Raw genomic sequence first — 16,129 nt, 5'->3', positions numbered from 1 at the left:
CTCGTCCTCCGGAGCGGTCCTCGCCCTGCGCGCGGCCGGGGTGAACATCGACCGCCTGGCTCCGCATGAGCCGCCGTTCGTGGTCGCCGAAGACGACGACGGGCCGCCCAAGGGCCTCGCGCAGCAGATCACCGCGCTGCTTGCGGAAGGCCGGCACGGTGACGCGGTCAAACACTTCATGACCAGGGTGCATCATCGAGGGACGACCTTGCCGTTCGAGCGGTTCGGCGGCGCTTGGCACCCCTCCCGGCACCCGGAGCGGAGCACGCCCCACCCCCGGCCGACCGCCGAACCCCGAACGACCACCACTTACGGGACAGCATGCAGCCGTGCTGGACGAGCTCCTTCTTGCCCCGCTCGTACGCGCTGCCCTTGTAGCCGAGGTCGGCGGCGTGCCCGCTGAGCGGCTTGCGGAGCTGGTCCTCGTGGTGAAGGTTCCCGGTCGGTGTCGGCGCACCGCCGGGGGCCGGCCCATCACCCCCTCCCGGGGCAACAGAACGTCACAAAACGGTCACCGTAGCGCGCTCGCCGCCCGCATGACCATTTCTTGCAACAACTCCGCCTCGACGAACGGCACTTCACGGGTCGGCAGCGAACGCCAGCCCAGCGGGTACGTCTCGCCCGCCACCGCCGGTACGCCCACGAAGGCGAGCGCACCCGCCTGCCGGGACAGCGCTCGGGCCCCCGCCGGCCACACGTGCCCGGCCGGCGTTTGCGGAGGCAACAGGAAGTAGTGGTACTCATCGCCGGTGTACTCGCGCACGATCGGACCCGCGCGGAAGTCGGTGAACTCCATGAGCAGGTACGCCACATGCTCCGCGAAGAAGCCACCGATGCGGATGGCGTCGAAGTGGATGCCCGCGTGGCGCAGGGCGTGTCCGGTGGCGGGCACCCAGTCCGGCATCAGTGCCGGTGAACTTTTCCGTTCCATGCCGCAAAGGGTTCCGCCTCGCCGCTACCGTGACCAGGGACACACTGATTCTGTGCAGAGCCGTGCACAAGGAGGAGGGCACTGTGCACTCAGGTGATCGGGGATCAAAGGCGTTCGGCGCGCTACTGCGGTTCCTCCGCAAGAAAGCCGGCTTGTCCCAGGATGCGCTGGCCGCACGAATCGGATTCTCCAAGTCTCAAGTGGCCATGGTTGAGCGAGGAGAGCGCCGCCCCAGGGGCCGGTTCGTGCTCAGGTCCGACAACGCGCTGGGTGCACAGGGTGCACTGCGGCACGTCGCAGATGCCGAATTCGGCGATGCTGTTGTCGATGAACCGCCGCTCAATGACCTCGACTTGGAGGAATACCTCGCGGAGGAACGGAACGCGGCATCTATCCGCTCGTACCAGAACGTCGTCATCCCTGGCCTACTTCAGACAGAGGCGTACGCGCGGGCCGTCCATCAGTCTCTGTCCTACCCGACGCTCGACGACGAGGAGGTGGAGGAGCAGGTGGCCTTTCGAATGGACCGCAAGGCGCTGTTCCACCGCAAGCCGGCACCCGACCTCTCGTTCGTGCTGGAAGAGAGCACGCTGACTCGCCCGCTGGGAAGCACGTCCACCCTTAAAGCCGCACTCCAGCACCTCATCGAACTTGGTGAACTCCGGCACGTACGCGTCCAAGTCATGCCGCACAACGTCCAGTTCCACCCTGGTCTTATGGGGTGCATTACCCTGCTGGAAACGCGAGATCATCGGCACGCCGCGTACGTCGAGGGGCAGCGGGCCAACCGGTACCTCAACGCACCACTCGACGTGGGAAACCTGAACGGAATCTACGGCGTGCTGCAGTCCCAGGCACTCACCCAGCAAGATTCCGCGAAGCTGATCGCAAAGGTGGCACAAGAACTGTGAGCACGATTCTGACCTGGCGGAAGAGCAGCTACAGCGGTGGCGCAGGCAGCGAGTGCGTAGAGGTCGCCATCGAGTGGACCAAGTCCAGCTACAGCACCGGCCCCACCAGTGAATGCGTGGAGGTTGCCGCCAGCGCTGCGGGGACCTCCATCCACATCCGCGATTCCAAAGACATCACCCGCCCCTCCCTCACCACGACCCCCGCCGCCTGGGCGGCCTTCCTCACCCTTCCCCAGGCTGCGCGGCGAGCGCCTTAAAACTCCTGCCGAAGGTCGCGATCCGCTATCGGAGCACGACCTCTGATACGTACCTGTACGGGCACGGCCTGCTCGTCCCGAGGCTCGACGGCGTCGGAAAGCGGCACCGACAGGCAGTTGGGTGAGGCAGCAGGGGCGCCGGCGAACAGAGGTCGCCTGCACTTGCATCGGCCTGGCACGGGAGCTGTTTCACCAAATAGGTTCGCGGGAGCCCGACCCAGAAGTGGGACAGAAACACGCGAAAATGTCCCACTTCTGAGACCCCTCTCCCGCTTCCCGCCGCATCCCCTTGCCCACCCACCAGCCCGCCCGTTCGTTCGTCCTGGTTTCGCCGCACACCCTCACGCCTCCAGGCCATCAGGCGGGGCGGGAGCCATCAGGCAGGGCGGCGACACATGCACTCGACGTACACATCACGGCACGGACTGACGACATGTGCGCCCAACGTATATGTCCCAGCTTCGACACCTCCGCGCAATGCGCCCACCCACCTACCTCAGCCACCAGCTTGTACACCGGCCCCACGACGGCCCGCACCCGCGAAACCCAGACCGGCAGCCCCATTGAGGTCGGCGCACCCCCACAGACCGCCACCGGACACACGCACCGGTCACCCATAGCCGACACCCCACCCACCCGCCGACGGGCAGCGAACAGCTGGGACCGTTTCCCGGCGCCCCCACCCACCCACTCGCACCCGGCAACGGCGAACGGCCGCTTCCCGGCCTCCTCCGGGGCCATTTCTGGGCCGTCCTCCGCACCACGAAACCAGCGCTGAAGGGGAGACAGTCAAGGGTGGAGCGCACGCGACATCGGCGAAGCCGACGCGACGAAGGAGCGCCCTTGACGGGCTCCCCGCAAGCGCCACACTCCGGACAAGAGGACGGCCCCCACAACACCCGATCCGGGCCCATCAACCACCGCCCGAGACGCCCGCCTGGTCGTCGACAACGAGTCGACAACGACCGGTACGAGCAGGCGGCCGCCCTCACCCCGGAGCGGATCACCCCACCCCGCAGGGCCCGCGCACCAACAAGGTCCTCCCCACCTGTTCACCCGGCACGATCGCCCCCACCGGGTCCGTCTCCACCCCCCTGCGCGCCGACCTCGTGCCAGAGACGAAGGTCCGGCCGACGGAAACCAACAGCATCGAGAATCCCGCACGCCAGCTCCAGCGCGGCCCAGCGCACTCCGGCGCGACCCTGCACGCCCCAGCGCACCCCGGCACGCCCCGGCGCGACACCCACACCTACGGGCTGACCTGCGCTTTCATAGCCCGGTTGGCAGCCCGCACCCCCCAGGTGTCAGGATTGCCCCCATGACGATCCAGACGTACTTCGACATCACGATCAACGACGAGCCCGCGGGCCGCATCACCTTCAACCTCTTCGACGACGTCACCCCGAAGACGGCCGAGAACTTCCGCGCGCTGTGCACGGGCGAGCAGGGCTTCGGCTACGCCGGTTCCTCCTTCCACCGCGTCATCCCGGAGTTCATGCTCCAGGGCGGCGACTTCACGCGCGGCGACGGCACCGGCGGCAAGTCCATCTACGGCGAGAAGTTCGCTGACGAGAACTTCCAGCTCAAGCACACCAAGCCGGGCCTGCTGTCGATGGCCAACGCGGGCCCGAACACCAACGGCTCGCAGTTCTTCATCACCACGATCGTCACCGGCTGGCTCGACGGCAAGCACGTCGTGTTCGGCGAGGTCGCGGACGAGGAGAGCATGAAGCTCGTCAAGAAGATCGAGTCGCTCGGCTCGCAGTCCGGCCGCACCCAGGCGAAGATCACCATCTCCGCCTCCGGCCAGCTCTGAGCAGCCACTCGACGGCCCGGTGTCCTCTCAGGACGCCGGGCCGTCGGGCGTTTTCCGCACCCGCATTCACGCCCCCGGCACCACACGCACGCACGCACGCACGCACGCACTCACTCACTCACTCACTCACTCACTCACTCACGGTGCGTGGAAGCTGACCTCCGGGTTCACCCCCGACGGACCGTCCAGCAACGACTCCCGCTCGCCCTTCAGGTGCCGGTCGAAGAACGCGGCCACGTACGTCCGCGTGATCTCCCCCGACCTGGCCCCCGGCAGCTCCGCCGCCGGGTCGACCACACCTGTCTGACCGCCCAGGACGGGTACGTCGCAGAAGGAGAAGTGCCCGGTACCGGCGACCGTCAGCCACCGCTTCCAGCCGTCCATCGCCGCCCATGCCTGGTCCCACCGGCCCTTTCCGCCGGGGCGGTGCGTCGCGTCGGTGCCGAGGAGGAGGAAGGGGCGACCGGTGAGCCCGGCCCCGGGAGCGGCGTCGGAGAAGGCACCGTCGAGGTTGGCTCCCGCCCTGATGCGGGGATCACGGGCCATGGCCGCCGCCGCACTGTTGCCGCCGACGGAATGGCCCGCCATGCCGATGCGCCGCCGGTCGACGTGCCGGGCGAACCGGCTTCCTCGGTCCAGGAAGCGGTCCAGAAGGCGGTCCAGGAGGCGGTCCAGTACGAAGGAGGCGTCGGCAGCCCGTACCGGCACCACCTCCGCGCTCGGGACCCCGGCCGGCGTCAGCGTCCGCCCACCCGGGAACTCCGTCCCGAAGGACTCGTACGCATGGTCCACGGCCGCGACCACGTGACCTCGGCTCGCGAGCTCCTCGGCGAGGAGGGTGACGGTGGCGCGGTGGAGGCCGTAGCCGGGCGAGAGGAGGACCAGGGGATGTCTGCCGGGGACGGGGCGGGCGTTCGTACGGGAGTTGGTGCGGGTGCCGGCAAGGAGCCGCGCGGGGAACTCGTCGGCGCGCCGGATGCCCTCCACGAGGAGCTGGGCCTCACCCGTCCTCAGATACGGGGAGGGGGAGCCGGTGCCCTTCCGGGCGGGGTAGTGGACGGAGAGCATCAGCTCGCGGGGGCCGGGGGTCTGCGCCCAGGGGTCGGCGCGGGACGTGTCCACGAGGTGCAGATCCTCGCGGCCGACGGCGAACTCGCCGGTCGGGGCGGGGAGTCGCAACTGCTCGACCCCGGACGCGGGGACTGCGGGACGGGGGGCGGCCGCAGCCGTGCCCGGCACTGCCGCGGGGCCGGAGACGGCGAGTGCGACCAGGGCGGCTGCGGATACGACCAGGTACCGGTTTCGTGTCATGGGGTCAACGTACGGAGCGGGGTGCCCCCGGGGCTCTGCCGAAAGTCATGCCCCGCCCCTCCCTTTCCTCCGGGTCGTCCCTCACGCCGGCACGCCCGAAGTGCCGTGTTCCACCAGCCGGTTGGCGAAGGTGGAGAGGGTGTACGCGCCGATGCCGAGGACGACTTCGAGGGCGTTGCGCGGGGTGTGGCCGTGGGCGTAGAAGGCCGAGAGCTGGTCGGAGGTGACGTCGCCCCGGCCGTCCATGACCGCCCGGGTGAAGACCCGTACCGCCTCCCACTCCGGTACATCCAGGGGCCGCTGCTCCTCCAGCGCGGCCACCACCCCCTCCCCCGCCCCCAGCTTCTCCAGCTTGCCCGCGTGCATCCGCACGCAGAAGCCGCACTCGTTGCGCGTGGCGACGGTCATGATCACCACCTCGCGGGCGACCGGTTCCAGGGTCGCGCTCTCGAAGAGCGCGCTCAGACGCAGGAAGCCGTTCAGCAGCTCGGGCGACTCGGCCTGCTTGGCGGCGAGCGGCGGCACGGAGCCGAGGTTCTTGGCGATGCTCTCCAAAGCCCGGACGGAACCGGCGGGGGCGGTGTCAGAACTGTGGACGGTGAAACGGAGGTCGGTGGTGCGCACGAGGCGGCCCCTAAGATGGACAACATGGTTGACGACAAGAAGGTAAACCAGGTTGTCGATCCCGGCAAGGGAATTGCGGGGGCGGAGGGCGGCCCGGCCTGGGAGCTGCCGTTCCTCCTGCTCTCCGGGTTCCGGGCCCTCATCGACCGGCTGCACGGCGAGCTGGCCGCCCAGGGCCACCCGGAAGCCCGCCCGGCCCACGGCTTCGCCCTCCAGGCCATCGGGCCGGACGGCGCCACCGCCAGCGAGCTGGGGCGGCGGCTCGGCGTCTCCAAGCAGGCCGCGGGCAAGACCGCCGACCGGCTCGCCGCCCTCGGGTACGTCACCACCGCCGCCGACCCCGCCGACGCCCGCCGCAAGGTCGTCCGCCTCACCCCGCACGGCCTCGACCTGCTGAACAGGTCGGCGGCGGTCTTCGCGGCACTGCGCGCGGAATGGGCCCGGCAGGCCGGCCCCGGTCGCATACAGGACATGGAGACGACCCTGCGGGCCCTCGTCCCCGCATCGGACCGCTACCGCCTGGACGCGGCGGGCTGGCTGGGCGGATAGGCGGTCGGGCGGATAGGCGGTCCGGCGGGTAGGCGGTCGGGCGGAGGCCCTGAGCGGGTAACGGACAGTCCCCTTGCGTCGAGTGCGCTCGAAGGCGTTGGCTTGAGTGCCATGAAGTACACACAGCTCGGACGCACCGGACTCAAGGTCAGCCGTCTCGTCCTCGGCACGATGAACTTCGGGCCGCAGACCGACGAGGCCGACAGCCACACGATCATGGACGCCGCCCTCGGCGCGGGCGTCAACTTCTTCGACACCGCCAACGCGTACGGGTGGGGGAACAACAAGGGCCGCACCGAGGAGATCATCGGGTCCTGGTTCGCCCGGGGCGGCGGGCGGCGCGACAAGGTGGTCCTCGGGACCAAGGTGTACGCCAACATGGCGGGCGACGGCGAGGCCCCCTGGCCCAACCACGACAAGCTGTCCGCCGTCAACATCCGGCGGTCGGTCGAGGCCAGTCTGCGGCGGCTGGGGACCGACCACATCGACGTGTACCAGTTCCACCACGTCGACCGGTCGACTCCCTTCGAGGAGATCTGGCAGGCCGTCGACGTCCTCGTGCAGCAGGGGAAGATCCTGTACGCCGGGTCCTCGAACTTCGCCGGGTGGCACATCGCGCGGGCCAACGAGACCGCGCGGCGGCTCGGTTCGTACGGGCTGGTCAGCGAGCAGTGCCTCTACAACCTCGCCGAGCGGCGGGCCGAGATGGAGGTCGTTCCGGCGGCCCGGGAGTACGGGCTCGGGGTCATCCCGTGGTCCCCGCTGCACGGCGGGCTGCTCGGCGGCGCGCTGCGCAAGGAACGCGAGGGCGGCGGGGCGCGCAGCACGTCCGGGCGCTCGGCGGACGAGCTGGCCAAGCCGGAGGTACGGGCCAGGGTGCAGCGGTACGAGGACCTGCTCGACAAGCACGGGCTGCAACCCGGCGAGGCGGCCCTGGCGTGGCTGCTGACCCGGCCCGGCGTCACGGGCCCGATCGTCGGCCCGCGCACCGCCGACCAGCTCGCGTCCGCGCTGCGGGCGGTCGAGCTGGAGCTTTCGGAGGAGGTGCTGGGCGGGCTGGACGAGATCTTCCCGGGACCGGGGCCCTCGCCGGAGGCGTTCGCCTGGTAGCGCCGCGCGGGGCCCGTCCTAGTTGCCCAGGACGGACGCCGCCGCGATGACGACGAACAGGAGGACCAGGACGCCGGCCATGATCTGGTTGCGGATTTTGGGATTCACGCATCGAGCGTAACCGGCGGGGCGGGGGCGGCCGGTCACCGGCCTCCCCCGCCCCGTAGCGGGTCGGCCGCCGGTCTCCCCGTCAGCGGGGGGCCGAGTCGATCGCGCCGAGCAGCAGGTCCAGGGCGCGTTCGAAGGCGGAGTGCCGCATCAGCGGCAGGTGTTCGCGCGCCTCGTGCAGGTGCGGGTGGGTGTCCGGTGACACCCCCGCGTAGACCGCCGCCCACGCCCCCTCGTCCGCCTCCCGCTGCTCCGGCCGCAGGCCCTGGACCGCCGCGTCCAGGGCCGCGTGGCCCAGCACCGTGTCCACGAACACGTGGTAGTGGCGGACCGCGTCCCGGGGCGGGAAGCCGGCCGCCCGCAGCAGGCCGATGCCCGTGTCGACGGCGCGCTGCTCGTTGGGCAGGCGGGTCACCCGGAAACCGCTCAACAGGGCCGCGCGGGGGTGGCGTTGGGCCGAGCGGTAGGCCCGTACGCCGAAATCGCGGAGCGAGGCGCGCCAGTCGGCGGGGTCGGGCACGAAGCCCGCCATCGTCTCGCCGATCAGTCGGTCGCCGAGCGCCAGATGCAGGTCCTCCATCGAGCGGTAGTAGCGGTAGACCGCGCTCGGGTCCGCCCCCAGGGCCTGGCCGAGCCTGCGCATGGTGAGCGCGTCCGCGCCGTTCTCCTCGACCAGGGCGAGCGCCCTGTCGACGATCGCCTCCGCAGACAGGACCGTGCCCGAGCGGGTCGGCCGGCGGCGCTTGCGTTCGGCGGGGACCCGGGTCCCGCCGCCGTTCGTCCCGCTCGCGGTCGTCACCGTCACGTCCCTCCCTCGCCGTACACCTGCCGCGCGCCAGTTAACCACCGCGTTACGTCAACACCATTGACATAACTCTGACGGCGGCTGTTTCATCGGCGCACACCACCCGAGCCCCATGACTCCCGCAGGAGTGTGCGCCGTGCCCCCGAACACGCAGCAGCCACCGCCGCCGGCCGCCCTGCGCCGCTCCCTCGGCGTCAAGGACGGCATGGCCATCGCCGCCTCCAGCACCGCCGCCACCACCAGCATCGGCATCGGGATGGGGTCGCTGGCGGCCTGTGCGGGGCGGCAGACGCCCGTACTGCTGCTGATCGCGTTCCTGCCGATCGCCGGGATCGCGCTCGCGTATGCCCGCCTGAACAGGAGCGAGCCGAACTGCGGCAGCGGCTACACCTGGGTGGGTCGCGCCATCGGGCCCTGGACCGGGTTCCTCACGGGGTGGGTGGTCCTGGTGGGCACCATGATCTTCATGGCGTACACGGGGGCGGTGACGGGCTCGGTCGTCCTGCAGTTCCTCAACAAGCTGGGGATCGAGTCCGCCCTCGGCGTCGCGCTCGACCCGGCCTCCACCGGGATCAGCACGGTGGTCGGGCTGGTCGCCCTCCTCGTGGTGACCGTCACCGCGATCACGGGCGTGCGGGGGGCCACGCGTCTCCAGCTCGGGCTGCTGGTCTTCGAGTACGCCGTGCTCGTCGTCTTCTGCGGGTGGGCGATCGTCGTCGGCGACCAGCCGTTCTCCCTCTCCTGGCTGAACCCCTTCGAGATCTCCTCGGGGCAGGCCCTCGCGCAGGGGCTCGTGCTGGCCGTCTTCATCTTCTGGGGCTGGGACGCCGCCTTCAGCGTCAACGAGGAGAGCAAGGACCCGAAGGACGTGGCGCGGGGCGGCTTCCTCGCGCTCCTCACCATGCTCGGGCTGTTCCTCTTCGCCTCGGTCGCCTTCCAACGGGTGATGGACACCGGTCAGTTGGTGGAGAACGGTCCCGCCGCCCTCACCTTCCTCGGCTCCCGCCTCGCCGCCGAGCCGTGGGCGTCGCTCCCGCTGGCCGCGCTGATGTGCTCGGCCTTCGCCTCGCTCCAGTCCAGCGTCATCCCCACCGCGCGCGGCAACCTCGCGATGAGCCGCGACCGCACGCTGGGCAAGGTGTGGTCCCGCATCCATCCCCGCTTCGGCACACCGGCGGTCGGCACGCTCGTCCTGATGGCGATCGCCGCCGGGATCTCCGTCCTCGCGGTCGGCATCCCCCGGCTCAACGACATGATCCTGACCGCCGTGAACTCCATCGGCCTGACGGTCTCCCTCTACTACGGGCTCACCGCGACCGCCTGCGCGGTCCGCTTCCGGGGCAACCTGAGGGCGGGCGCGCGGGAGGCCCTCGCCTCGGTGATCGTGCCGGCGGCGAGCGGGCTGGCGCTGTTCGGGCTCGGGGCGTACCTGGCGTACACGTACGCGACGACGAGCGACCACTTCGCGGCGAGCCCGGACAACGGCTGGTTCATGCTGACCGTCCCGGCGGTGGTGATCGGCTCGGGCCTGGTGGCCGCCGCCGTCGCCAAGTGGGGGCGCGGGTCGCCGTACTTCACCCCGGAGGGGCGGGGCCGGGGAACCGACCCGGACGATGTCGTCCTCCCGGCGGACCGGACCGCCGCACCCCTCTGAACCCTGCCCCGCCCTTCACGCCTTCCGCCCCGCCCCCTCCCCCGCCCAGATCCGCCCGCACCACCCGAGGAGCAAGCCCGTGCCCACCTTCGACCAGCCCGCCGACCTCGTCCTCACCGGCGGAACCGTGCACACCGTCGACGCGGCCCGCAGCCGCGCCAGCTCCGTCGCCGTGCGGGACGGGCGGATCGTCGCCGTCGGGCACGACGAGGTGCGCGACCTGATCGGACGCGGGACCCGGGTGGTGGACCTGGCCGGGAAGCTGCTGCTGCCGGGGTTCCAGGACGCGCACGTCCATCCCGTGGGCGGCGGCGTCGAGATGGGGCAGTGCGACCTGTCGGGGGCCGCCACGGCGGACGCGTACCGGGGGATCATCCGGGCGTACGCCGACGCGCACCCCGAGGCGGAGTGGATCACCGGCGGGGGCTGGTCGATGGAGGCGTTCCCCGGCGGAACGCCCGACCGGGCCTTCCTGGACGCGCTGGTCCCGGACCGCCCCGTCTACCTCGTCAACCGCGACCACCACGGCGGCTGGGCCAACTCCCGCGCCCTGGAGGCGTGCTCGATCGACCGGGACACGCCCGACCCCGCCGACGGACGCCTGGAGCGCGACGCGGAGGGCGTGCCGACCGGCATGCTCCAGGAGGGCGCGATGGGCCTGGTCGCCCGGCACGTCCCCGAGGTCACGGACGCCCAGCTCCTCGCGGGCCTCCTCCGCGCCCAGGCCCTGCTGCACTCGTTCGGCGTCACCGCCTGGCAGGACGCGCTGCTCGGCGACCACGCGGGGATGTCCGACCCGGCGCGCGCCTACCGGGCGGCCGCCCGGGACGGGCTGCTCACGGCGCGCGTGGTCGGCTCCCTGTGGTGGGACCGGGCACGCGGCGAGGAGCAGATTCCCGAACTCCTCGCCCGGCGCGCGGACCTGACGATCGGCGACCGCCTCCGCGCCTCCACCGTCAAGATCATGCAGGACGGCATCGCCGAGAACCATACGGCCGCCATGCTCGACCCCTACCTCACCGCCTGCGGCTGCGCCTCCGACAACTCGGGCATCTCCTTCATCGACCCGGAGTCCCTCTCCTCGTACGTCGCTTCGCTCGACGCGGCGGGCTTCCAGGTGCACTTCCACGCGCTGGGCGACCGGGCGGTCCGGGAGGCGCTGGACGCGGTGGAGGCGGCGCGGGCGGCCAACGGCTGGACCGACACCCGCCCGCACCTGGCGCATCTCCAGGTGGTCCACCCCTCGGACGTGCCGCGTTTCCGCGCGCTCGGCGCGACCGCGAACATCCAGGCCCTGTGGGCGGCCCACGAACCCCAGATGGACGACCTGACCATTCCCTTCCTCGGCCCCGAACGAGCCTCCCACCAGTACCCCTTCGGTTCGCTGCTGCGCGCCGGGGCCACGCTGTGCGCGGGCAGCGACTGGCCGGTCAGCAGCCCGGACCCGCTGGCCGCGCTCCAGGTGGCGGTCACCCGCCGGGAGCCGGACGCGGGCCCGGACGTGCCGGTCTTCCTGCCGGCCGAGCGGATCGACCTGGGGGCGGCGGTGGCGGCGTACACGGCGGGCAGTGCGTACGTGAACCACCTCGACGGGACGGGTTCGATCCGCCCGGGCCTGCTCGCGGACCTGACGGTCCTGGACCGGGACATCTTCGCGGCCCCGCCGGAGGAGATCGCGGAGGCGAAGGTCCTGACCACCTACGTCTCCGGCACCCCGGTCCACACCTCCTGACCCCTCCCGCCAGGGGCGCGGGGAACTGCGCGACCGGCCACGATGCATCCGCAGTGAACCGTGCACTGGCCGCGCGGCGAGCGCTTTAGGTGGAGGGGCGGGTCCGGGGCCTCCCCTGCCCGAGCCGGGCGGGGCTGAGCGCCCGGTGCCGGGGCTGAGCTCACGGCCTTGGCGGAGACCCTTGCCCAGCGCAGGCGCTTGCCCAGGGGCGGCACCCGGGTGGGCCGGGAGCGGGAGGGGCCGCCCCCTTGCCCGCCCTCCCCCAAGCTCTCGGCTTCGCTCGAGCAGGGGGTACCCCCCTCGCCCCCTTGGGGCGGCCCCGTCGCCCAAGGGGGCTGGGGTGGGGAAGCGGGAAGGACGGTCCCGTCGCCCGAGGGGACGGGGGAAGCGGGAGGGGTGGCCCCGTCGCCCGAGGGGACGGGGGAAGCGGGAGGGGCGGTCCCGTCGCCCGAGGGGACGGGATGGAGGGAGCTACGTACGCCGAGGACGGCGGGGGGGCAGGCCCCGGGGGTCAGGTTGCCGGGGCGGGTTGGCGGGGGCGGGACCTCTCGCTCGGGACCAGCCGGAAATGCTCCCGCCCCCGCCTCAGATCCACCTTCGGCCGCAGCCCGCCGACCCGCAGGAGCAGCGCCCCGACACCCGCCGCCGCGACGGCGGAGATGACCCCGCCGGCCGCGAAGCCGATCCGGGCCCCGTAGGTGTCGGTGATCCAGCCCAGCAGCGGCGCCCCCAGCGGCGTGCCGCCCGTGAAGACCATCATGAACAGGGCCATCACCCGCCCCCGCATCGCGGGATCGGTCGCCATCTGCACGCTGGAATTCGCGGTGACGTTGACCGTGAGCCCGAACATCCCGATCGGCACCATCAGCGCCGCGAACAGCCAGAAGGTCGGCGCGAACGCGGTCACCGCCTCCAGCACGCCGAACAGCAGCGCGGCTCCCACCAGCAGCCGCAGCCGCGAGGTGCCGCGGCGCGCGGCCAGCAGCGCGCCGGCCAGCGAGCCCGCCGCCATCAGCGTGTTGAGCAGGCCGTACGTTCCCGCCCCCTCGTGGAAGACGTCGTCGGTGAAGGCGGAGAGCCAGATGGGGAAGTTGAAGCCGAAGGTCCCGATGAAGCCGACCAGCACGATCGGCCAGATCAGCTCCGGCCGCCCCGCGACGTACCGCAGGCCCTCGCGGAGCTGTCCCTTGCCGCGCGGGGCGCGTTCGACCTTGTGCAGTTCGGACGTACGCATCATCAGCAGCCCGGCGATGGGCGCCAGGAAGGAGAGGCCGTTCAGCAGGAAGGCCGCCCCGCTGCCGACGGCGGTGATCAGCACACCGGCCACCGCGGGCCCCACCAGCCGCGCCGACTGGAAGTTCGCGGAGTTGAGGCTGACGGCGTTGCGGATCTCGTCGGGTCCGACCATCTCGGCGACGAAGGTCTGCCGGGCCGGGTTGTCGACGACGGTGACCAGTCCGCCGACGAAGGCGGTGGCGTACACGTGCCAGACCTCGACGTGTCCGGACAGGGTGAGCGCGGCCAGCGCCAGCCCGGTCAGTCCCATCGCGGACTGCGTGGCCAGCAGCAGCGGCCGCTTGGGCAGCCGGTCGGCGAGCACGCCGCCGTACAGGCCGAAGAGCAGCATGGGAAGGAACTGCAGCGCGATGGTGACGCCCACCGCGGAGGCGGACCCGGTGAGGGACAGCACCAGCCAGTCCTGGGCGATACGCTGCATCCAGGTGCCGGTGTTGGAGATGACCTGCCCGCTTGCGAAGAGCCGGTAGTTCCGGTTCCTGAGCGAGCTGAACATGGACTGCTTGGGGGTGGTCGGTGCGGGGGCGGAGTCTGCTCCGGATCCCGTACTCAAAGTGGGTTCGCCTCCTCGACGGCGCGCGGGGTTGTTGTCGGCAGGGCCCACCCTGAACGGTTCCTACAGGTGGGCGAGTTTCTCCAGGACGGGGGCGGCAGCGCGCAGCTTCGCCCAGTCGTCCTCGTCCAGACCGTCGGCGAGGTGGGACAGCCAGACGTTCCGCTTGCGGCGGCTCTCCTCGAGCATCGCCTCGGCGGTCTCGGTCTGGCTGACCACCTTCTGGCGGCGGTCCTCGGGGTGCGGCTCCAGCCGGACCAGTCCCTTGGCCTCCAGCAGCGCCACGATGCGGGTCATCGACGGCGGCTGCACGTGCTCCTTGCGGGCCAGCTCCCCCGGGGTGGCGCTGCCGCAGCGCGCCAGGGTGCCGAGCACCGACATCTCGGTGGGGCTCAGCGATTCGTCTACACGCTGGTGCTTCAGTCGCCTGCCCAGCAGCATGACTGCGGAGCGGAGGGCGTTCACGGCGGCGGCGTTGTCGCCGTGGGACAGGTCAGGCATGTTTGTTAGCGTAACTCATTACCCATGCTAAGGACCACCTGAAACACAGTGGTAAACGCGGCGGTGGCCGATCTCACCCTTCATGTCACCCGTACGAGTGAGTCGCGGCCGGAAAGCGACGCGCCCGGCGGCCCGTCGGGCCGACTCTGAGCAGATGGACTCGTCAGTGCTCAGCCTGCGGATAGACGGCGATCTCCTCGACCGCCTCCGGGACCGTGCCGCGAAACGCGGAATGAGCGTCCAGGACTACGTGACCCGGACGCTCATTCGCGACGACTTCGACGAACGCTTCAGGACGGCGGTCGACGAGACGCAGAAGTTCTACGGCCTCACCTGAGGCGGGCGCGCTGCGTCGGGCCTCACCTGACGGGCGCGCTGCGTCGGGCCTCGCCCGAGGCGGGCGCGTTACGTCAGACCCAGCGCCGGCATCAGGTAATAGAAGGCGAAGACCGCCGACACCGCGTACATCGCGATCGGCACCTCGCGCCCGCGCCCCGCCGCGAGCCGCAGCACGCAGAAGGTCACGAAGCCGATGCCGATGCCGTTCGTGATCGAGTACGTGAACGGCATCATCAGCATCGTCAGGAACGCCGGGATCGCGATCGTGTGGTCGCTCCAGTCGATGGCCTTGACCGAGCCCGCCAGGATCATGAATCCGACCGCGAGCAGCGCGGGGGTGGCCGCCTGGGACGGGACCATGGTGACGATCGGGGTCAGGAAGAGGCCGACCGCGAAGAGGCCGCCGGTGACCATGTTGGCCAGGCCGGTGCGCGCGCCCTCGCCGACGCCCGCCGTGGACTCCACGAAGCAGGTGGTGGCGGAGGACGAGGTGCCGCCGCCCGCCGCGACCGCGAGGCCGTCGACCAGCAGGACCTTGTTGACGCCCGGCAGGTTGCCCTTGGCGTCCGTCAGCCTGGCCTCGTCGCCGACGGCGAGGATCGTGCCCATGGCGTCGAAGAAGCAGGAGAGCAGGACGGAGAAGACGAAGAGCAGTCCGGTGAGGACGCCGACCTTCTCGAAGCCGCCGAAGAGGCTCACCTCGCCGACCAGGCCGAAGTCGGGGAGCGCGACCGGGTTGCCGGGCCACTGCGGGGTGGTCAGGCCCCAGGCCTTCGCGTCGAGGCCCGCGACCGCGTGGATGACCATCGCGACGACGGTCATCACGACCATCGAGATCAGGATCGCGCCCGGCACCCTGCGGGTGAGCAGGGCCATGGTGAGCAGGACGCCGAGGACGAAGACCAGGACCGGCCAGCCGTTGAGGTGGCCGCCCGTGCCGAGCTGGAGCGGGACGGTGGTGTGCGCGGCGTCCGGCATGCGGCTCACGAAGCCCGAGTCGACCAGGCCGATCAGCATGATGAACAGGCCGATGCCGATCGCGATGCCCTTGCGCAGGCCGAGCGGCACCGCGTTCATCACGCGCTCCCGCAGCCCGGTGGCGACCATCAGCATGACGACCACGCCGGCGAGGACGACCATGCCCATCGCGTCGGGCCAGCTCATCTGCGGGGCGAGCTGGAGGGCGACGACGGTGTTCACGCCGAGACCGGCGGCGAGCGCGATCGGCACGTTGCCGATGACGCCCATCAGGAGGGTGGAGAGCGCGGCGGTCAGGACGGTCGCGGTGACCAACTGGCCGTTGTCGAGCTGGTGACCGTACATGTCCTTGGCGTTGCCGAGGATGATCGGGTTCAGCACGATGATGTACGCCATCGCGAAGAAGGTGGCGAGACCGCCGCGCAGTTCGCGGCCGACGGTCGAACCCCGCTCGGTGATCTTGAAGAACCGGTCGAGTCCGTTGACCGGCCCCGTCGGCTGCGCCGATGACGGCTTCGGGGCGGGCGGCTGCTCGGCGGCATCCACCGGGGAGCTGGCGGGGGACATGCGTGACCTCACGGGGCGACAGGAGCGGGGCTAGATTCGGCCTGACTTGGAGGTTTAAACGAACGGAACAAGTCAAACCAGGGAAGT

Annotated in this window: 15 protein-coding genes; 8 read left to right on the top strand and 7 right to left on the bottom strand. The window is 71.1% G+C overall.

The annotated features are described in order from the left end of the window. Positions 1-511: 511 nt before the first annotated feature. Complete coding sequence (locus ACZ56L_RS07920; RefSeq protein ID WP_471062505.1) at positions 512-931, bottom strand: hypothetical protein; 420 nt, start codon at positions 929-931, stop codon at positions 512-514. Between the two features lie 83 nt (positions 932-1,014). On the opposite strand from ACZ56L_RS07920, the gene ACZ56L_RS07915 reads away from it, so the two are divergent. The 3 genes from ACZ56L_RS07915 to ACZ56L_RS07905 all read left to right on the top strand — a co-directional run bounded on the left by ACZ56L_RS07915 (position 1,015) and on the right by ACZ56L_RS07905 (position 3,915). Beyond that, positions 1,015-1,842, top strand: coding sequence for a helix-turn-helix domain-containing protein (locus tag ACZ56L_RS07915; RefSeq protein WP_471062503.1), 828 nt, complete (start codon positions 1,015-1,017; stop codon positions 1,840-1,842). Continuing rightward, positions 1,839-2,099, top strand: a complete 261-nt coding sequence (locus ACZ56L_RS07910) for a DUF397 domain-containing protein (protein WP_401754482.1) — start codon at positions 1,839-1,841, stop codon at positions 2,097-2,099. The genes ACZ56L_RS07915 and ACZ56L_RS07910 overlap by 4 nt, the downstream gene beginning before the upstream one ends. Positions 2,100-3,417: 1,318 nt before the next feature. Further along, on the top strand, positions 3,418-3,915 hold the full coding sequence (locus ACZ56L_RS07905; protein ID WP_345221697.1) for a peptidylprolyl isomerase: 498 nt from the start codon (positions 3,418-3,420) through the stop codon (positions 3,913-3,915). A gap of 138 nt (positions 3,916-4,053) precedes the next feature. On the opposite strand, the gene ACZ56L_RS07900 is transcribed toward ACZ56L_RS07905, so the two are convergent. Then, complete coding sequence (locus ACZ56L_RS07900; protein ID WP_471062500.1) at positions 4,054-5,226, bottom strand: alpha/beta hydrolase family protein; 1,173 nt, start codon at positions 5,224-5,226, stop codon at positions 4,054-4,056. A gap of 81 nt (positions 5,227-5,307) precedes the next feature. After that, positions 5,308-5,850, bottom strand: coding sequence for a carboxymuconolactone decarboxylase family protein (locus ACZ56L_RS07895; protein WP_468686759.1), 543 nt, complete (start codon positions 5,848-5,850; stop codon positions 5,308-5,310). A gap of 15 nt (positions 5,851-5,865) precedes the next feature. On the opposite strand from ACZ56L_RS07895, the gene ACZ56L_RS07890 reads away from it, so the two are divergent. Both ACZ56L_RS07890 and ACZ56L_RS07885 read left to right on the top strand, forming a co-directional pair. Continuing rightward, entirely contained in the window at positions 5,866-6,399 is a 534-nt protein-coding gene (locus ACZ56L_RS07890; RefSeq protein ID WP_471062498.1) for a MarR family winged helix-turn-helix transcriptional regulator, read from the top strand. Between the two features lie 111 nt (positions 6,400-6,510). Continuing rightward, entirely contained in the window at positions 6,511-7,509 is a 999-nt protein-coding gene (locus ACZ56L_RS07885) for an aldo/keto reductase (RefSeq protein ID WP_468686756.1), read from the top strand. Positions 7,510-7,699: 190 nt separating this feature from the next. Here the strand turns inward: ACZ56L_RS07885 and ACZ56L_RS07880 are convergent, their stop codons facing one another. After that, entirely contained in the window at positions 7,700-8,422 is a 723-nt protein-coding gene (locus ACZ56L_RS07880) for a TetR/AcrR family transcriptional regulator (protein ID WP_471062497.1), read from the bottom strand. Positions 8,423-8,534: 112 nt separating this feature from the next. Here ACZ56L_RS07880 and ACZ56L_RS07875 point away from each other — a divergent pair, with 112 nt between their 5' ends. Together ACZ56L_RS07875 and ACZ56L_RS07870 are read left to right on the top strand one after the other, a co-directional pair. Continuing rightward, on the top strand, positions 8,535-10,076 hold the full coding sequence (locus tag ACZ56L_RS07875; protein WP_471062495.1) for an APC family permease: 1,542 nt from the start codon (positions 8,535-8,537) through the stop codon (positions 10,074-10,076). Beyond that, positions 10,036-11,808, top strand: coding sequence for an amidohydrolase (locus ACZ56L_RS07870; RefSeq protein WP_471062493.1), 1,773 nt, complete (start codon positions 10,036-10,038; stop codon positions 11,806-11,808). Before ACZ56L_RS07875 ends, ACZ56L_RS07870 begins: the two co-directional genes overlap by 41 nt. A 511-nt stretch (positions 11,809-12,319) precedes the next feature. Here ACZ56L_RS07870 and ACZ56L_RS07865 read toward each other — a convergent pair. Continuing rightward, positions 12,320-13,657, bottom strand: coding sequence for an MFS transporter (locus ACZ56L_RS07865; protein ID WP_345221684.1), 1,338 nt, complete (start codon positions 13,655-13,657; stop codon positions 12,320-12,322). A 63-nt stretch (positions 13,658-13,720) separates the two neighbouring features. Further along, positions 13,721-14,158: a MarR family winged helix-turn-helix transcriptional regulator gene (locus tag ACZ56L_RS07860; RefSeq protein ID WP_345221682.1), complete on the bottom strand. Its 438-nt coding sequence runs from the start codon at positions 14,156-14,158 to the stop codon at positions 13,721-13,723. 154 nt (positions 14,159-14,312) lie between these two features. Between ACZ56L_RS07860 and ACZ56L_RS07855 the strand changes: the two genes are divergently transcribed. Continuing rightward, complete coding sequence (locus ACZ56L_RS07855; RefSeq protein WP_345221679.1) at positions 14,313-14,495, top strand: ribbon-helix-helix protein, CopG family; 183 nt, start codon at positions 14,313-14,315, stop codon at positions 14,493-14,495. A gap of 68 nt (positions 14,496-14,563) precedes the next feature. Here the strand turns inward: ACZ56L_RS07855 and ACZ56L_RS07850 are convergent, their stop codons facing one another. After that, the gene (locus ACZ56L_RS07850; protein WP_345221678.1) at positions 14,564-16,042 is read right to left on the bottom strand and encodes an NCS2 family permease; all 1,479 of its coding nucleotides are present in this window, start codon (positions 16,040-16,042) and stop codon (positions 14,564-14,566) included. Positions 16,043-16,129: the final 87 nt, after the last annotated feature.

This window comes from Streptomyces sp. NPDC039736 (assembly GCF_055596485.1).
This window is presented reverse-complemented; position numbering and strand designations above follow the sequence as displayed.

Bases quoted from the DNA above. Each gene is read 5' to 3' on its own strand.
- ACZ56L_RS07885 (WP_468686756.1), top strand. From the start codon at position 6,511: ATGAAGTACACACAGCTCGGACGCACCGGACTCAAGGTCAGCCGTCTC.
- ACZ56L_RS07850 (WP_345221678.1), bottom strand. From the start codon at position 16,042: ATGTCCCCCGCCAGCTCCCCGGTGGATGCCGCCGAGCAGCCGCCCGCC.
- ACZ56L_RS07875 (WP_471062495.1), top strand. From the start codon at position 8,535: ATGACTCCCGCAGGAGTGTGCGCCGTGCCCCCGAACACGCAGCAGCCA.
- ACZ56L_RS07920 (WP_471062505.1), bottom strand. From the start codon at position 931: ATGGAACGGAAAAGTTCACCGGCACTGATGCCGGACTGGGTGCCCGCC.
- ACZ56L_RS07855 (WP_345221679.1), top strand. From the start codon at position 14,313: ATGGACTCGTCAGTGCTCAGCCTGCGGATAGACGGCGATCTCCTCGAC.
- ACZ56L_RS07860 (WP_345221682.1), bottom strand. From the start codon at position 14,158: ATGCCTGACCTGTCCCACGGCGACAACGCCGCCGCCGTGAACGCCCTC.
- ACZ56L_RS07870 (WP_471062493.1), top strand. From the start codon at position 10,036: ATGTCGTCCTCCCGGCGGACCGGACCGCCGCACCCCTCTGAACCCTGC.
- ACZ56L_RS07900 (WP_471062500.1), bottom strand. From the start codon at position 5,226: ATGACACGAAACCGGTACCTGGTCGTATCCGCAGCCGCCCTGGTCGCA.
- ACZ56L_RS07890 (WP_471062498.1), top strand. From the start codon at position 5,866: ATGGACAACATGGTTGACGACAAGAAGGTAAACCAGGTTGTCGATCCC.
- ACZ56L_RS07905 (WP_345221697.1), top strand. From the start codon at position 3,418: ATGACGATCCAGACGTACTTCGACATCACGATCAACGACGAGCCCGCG.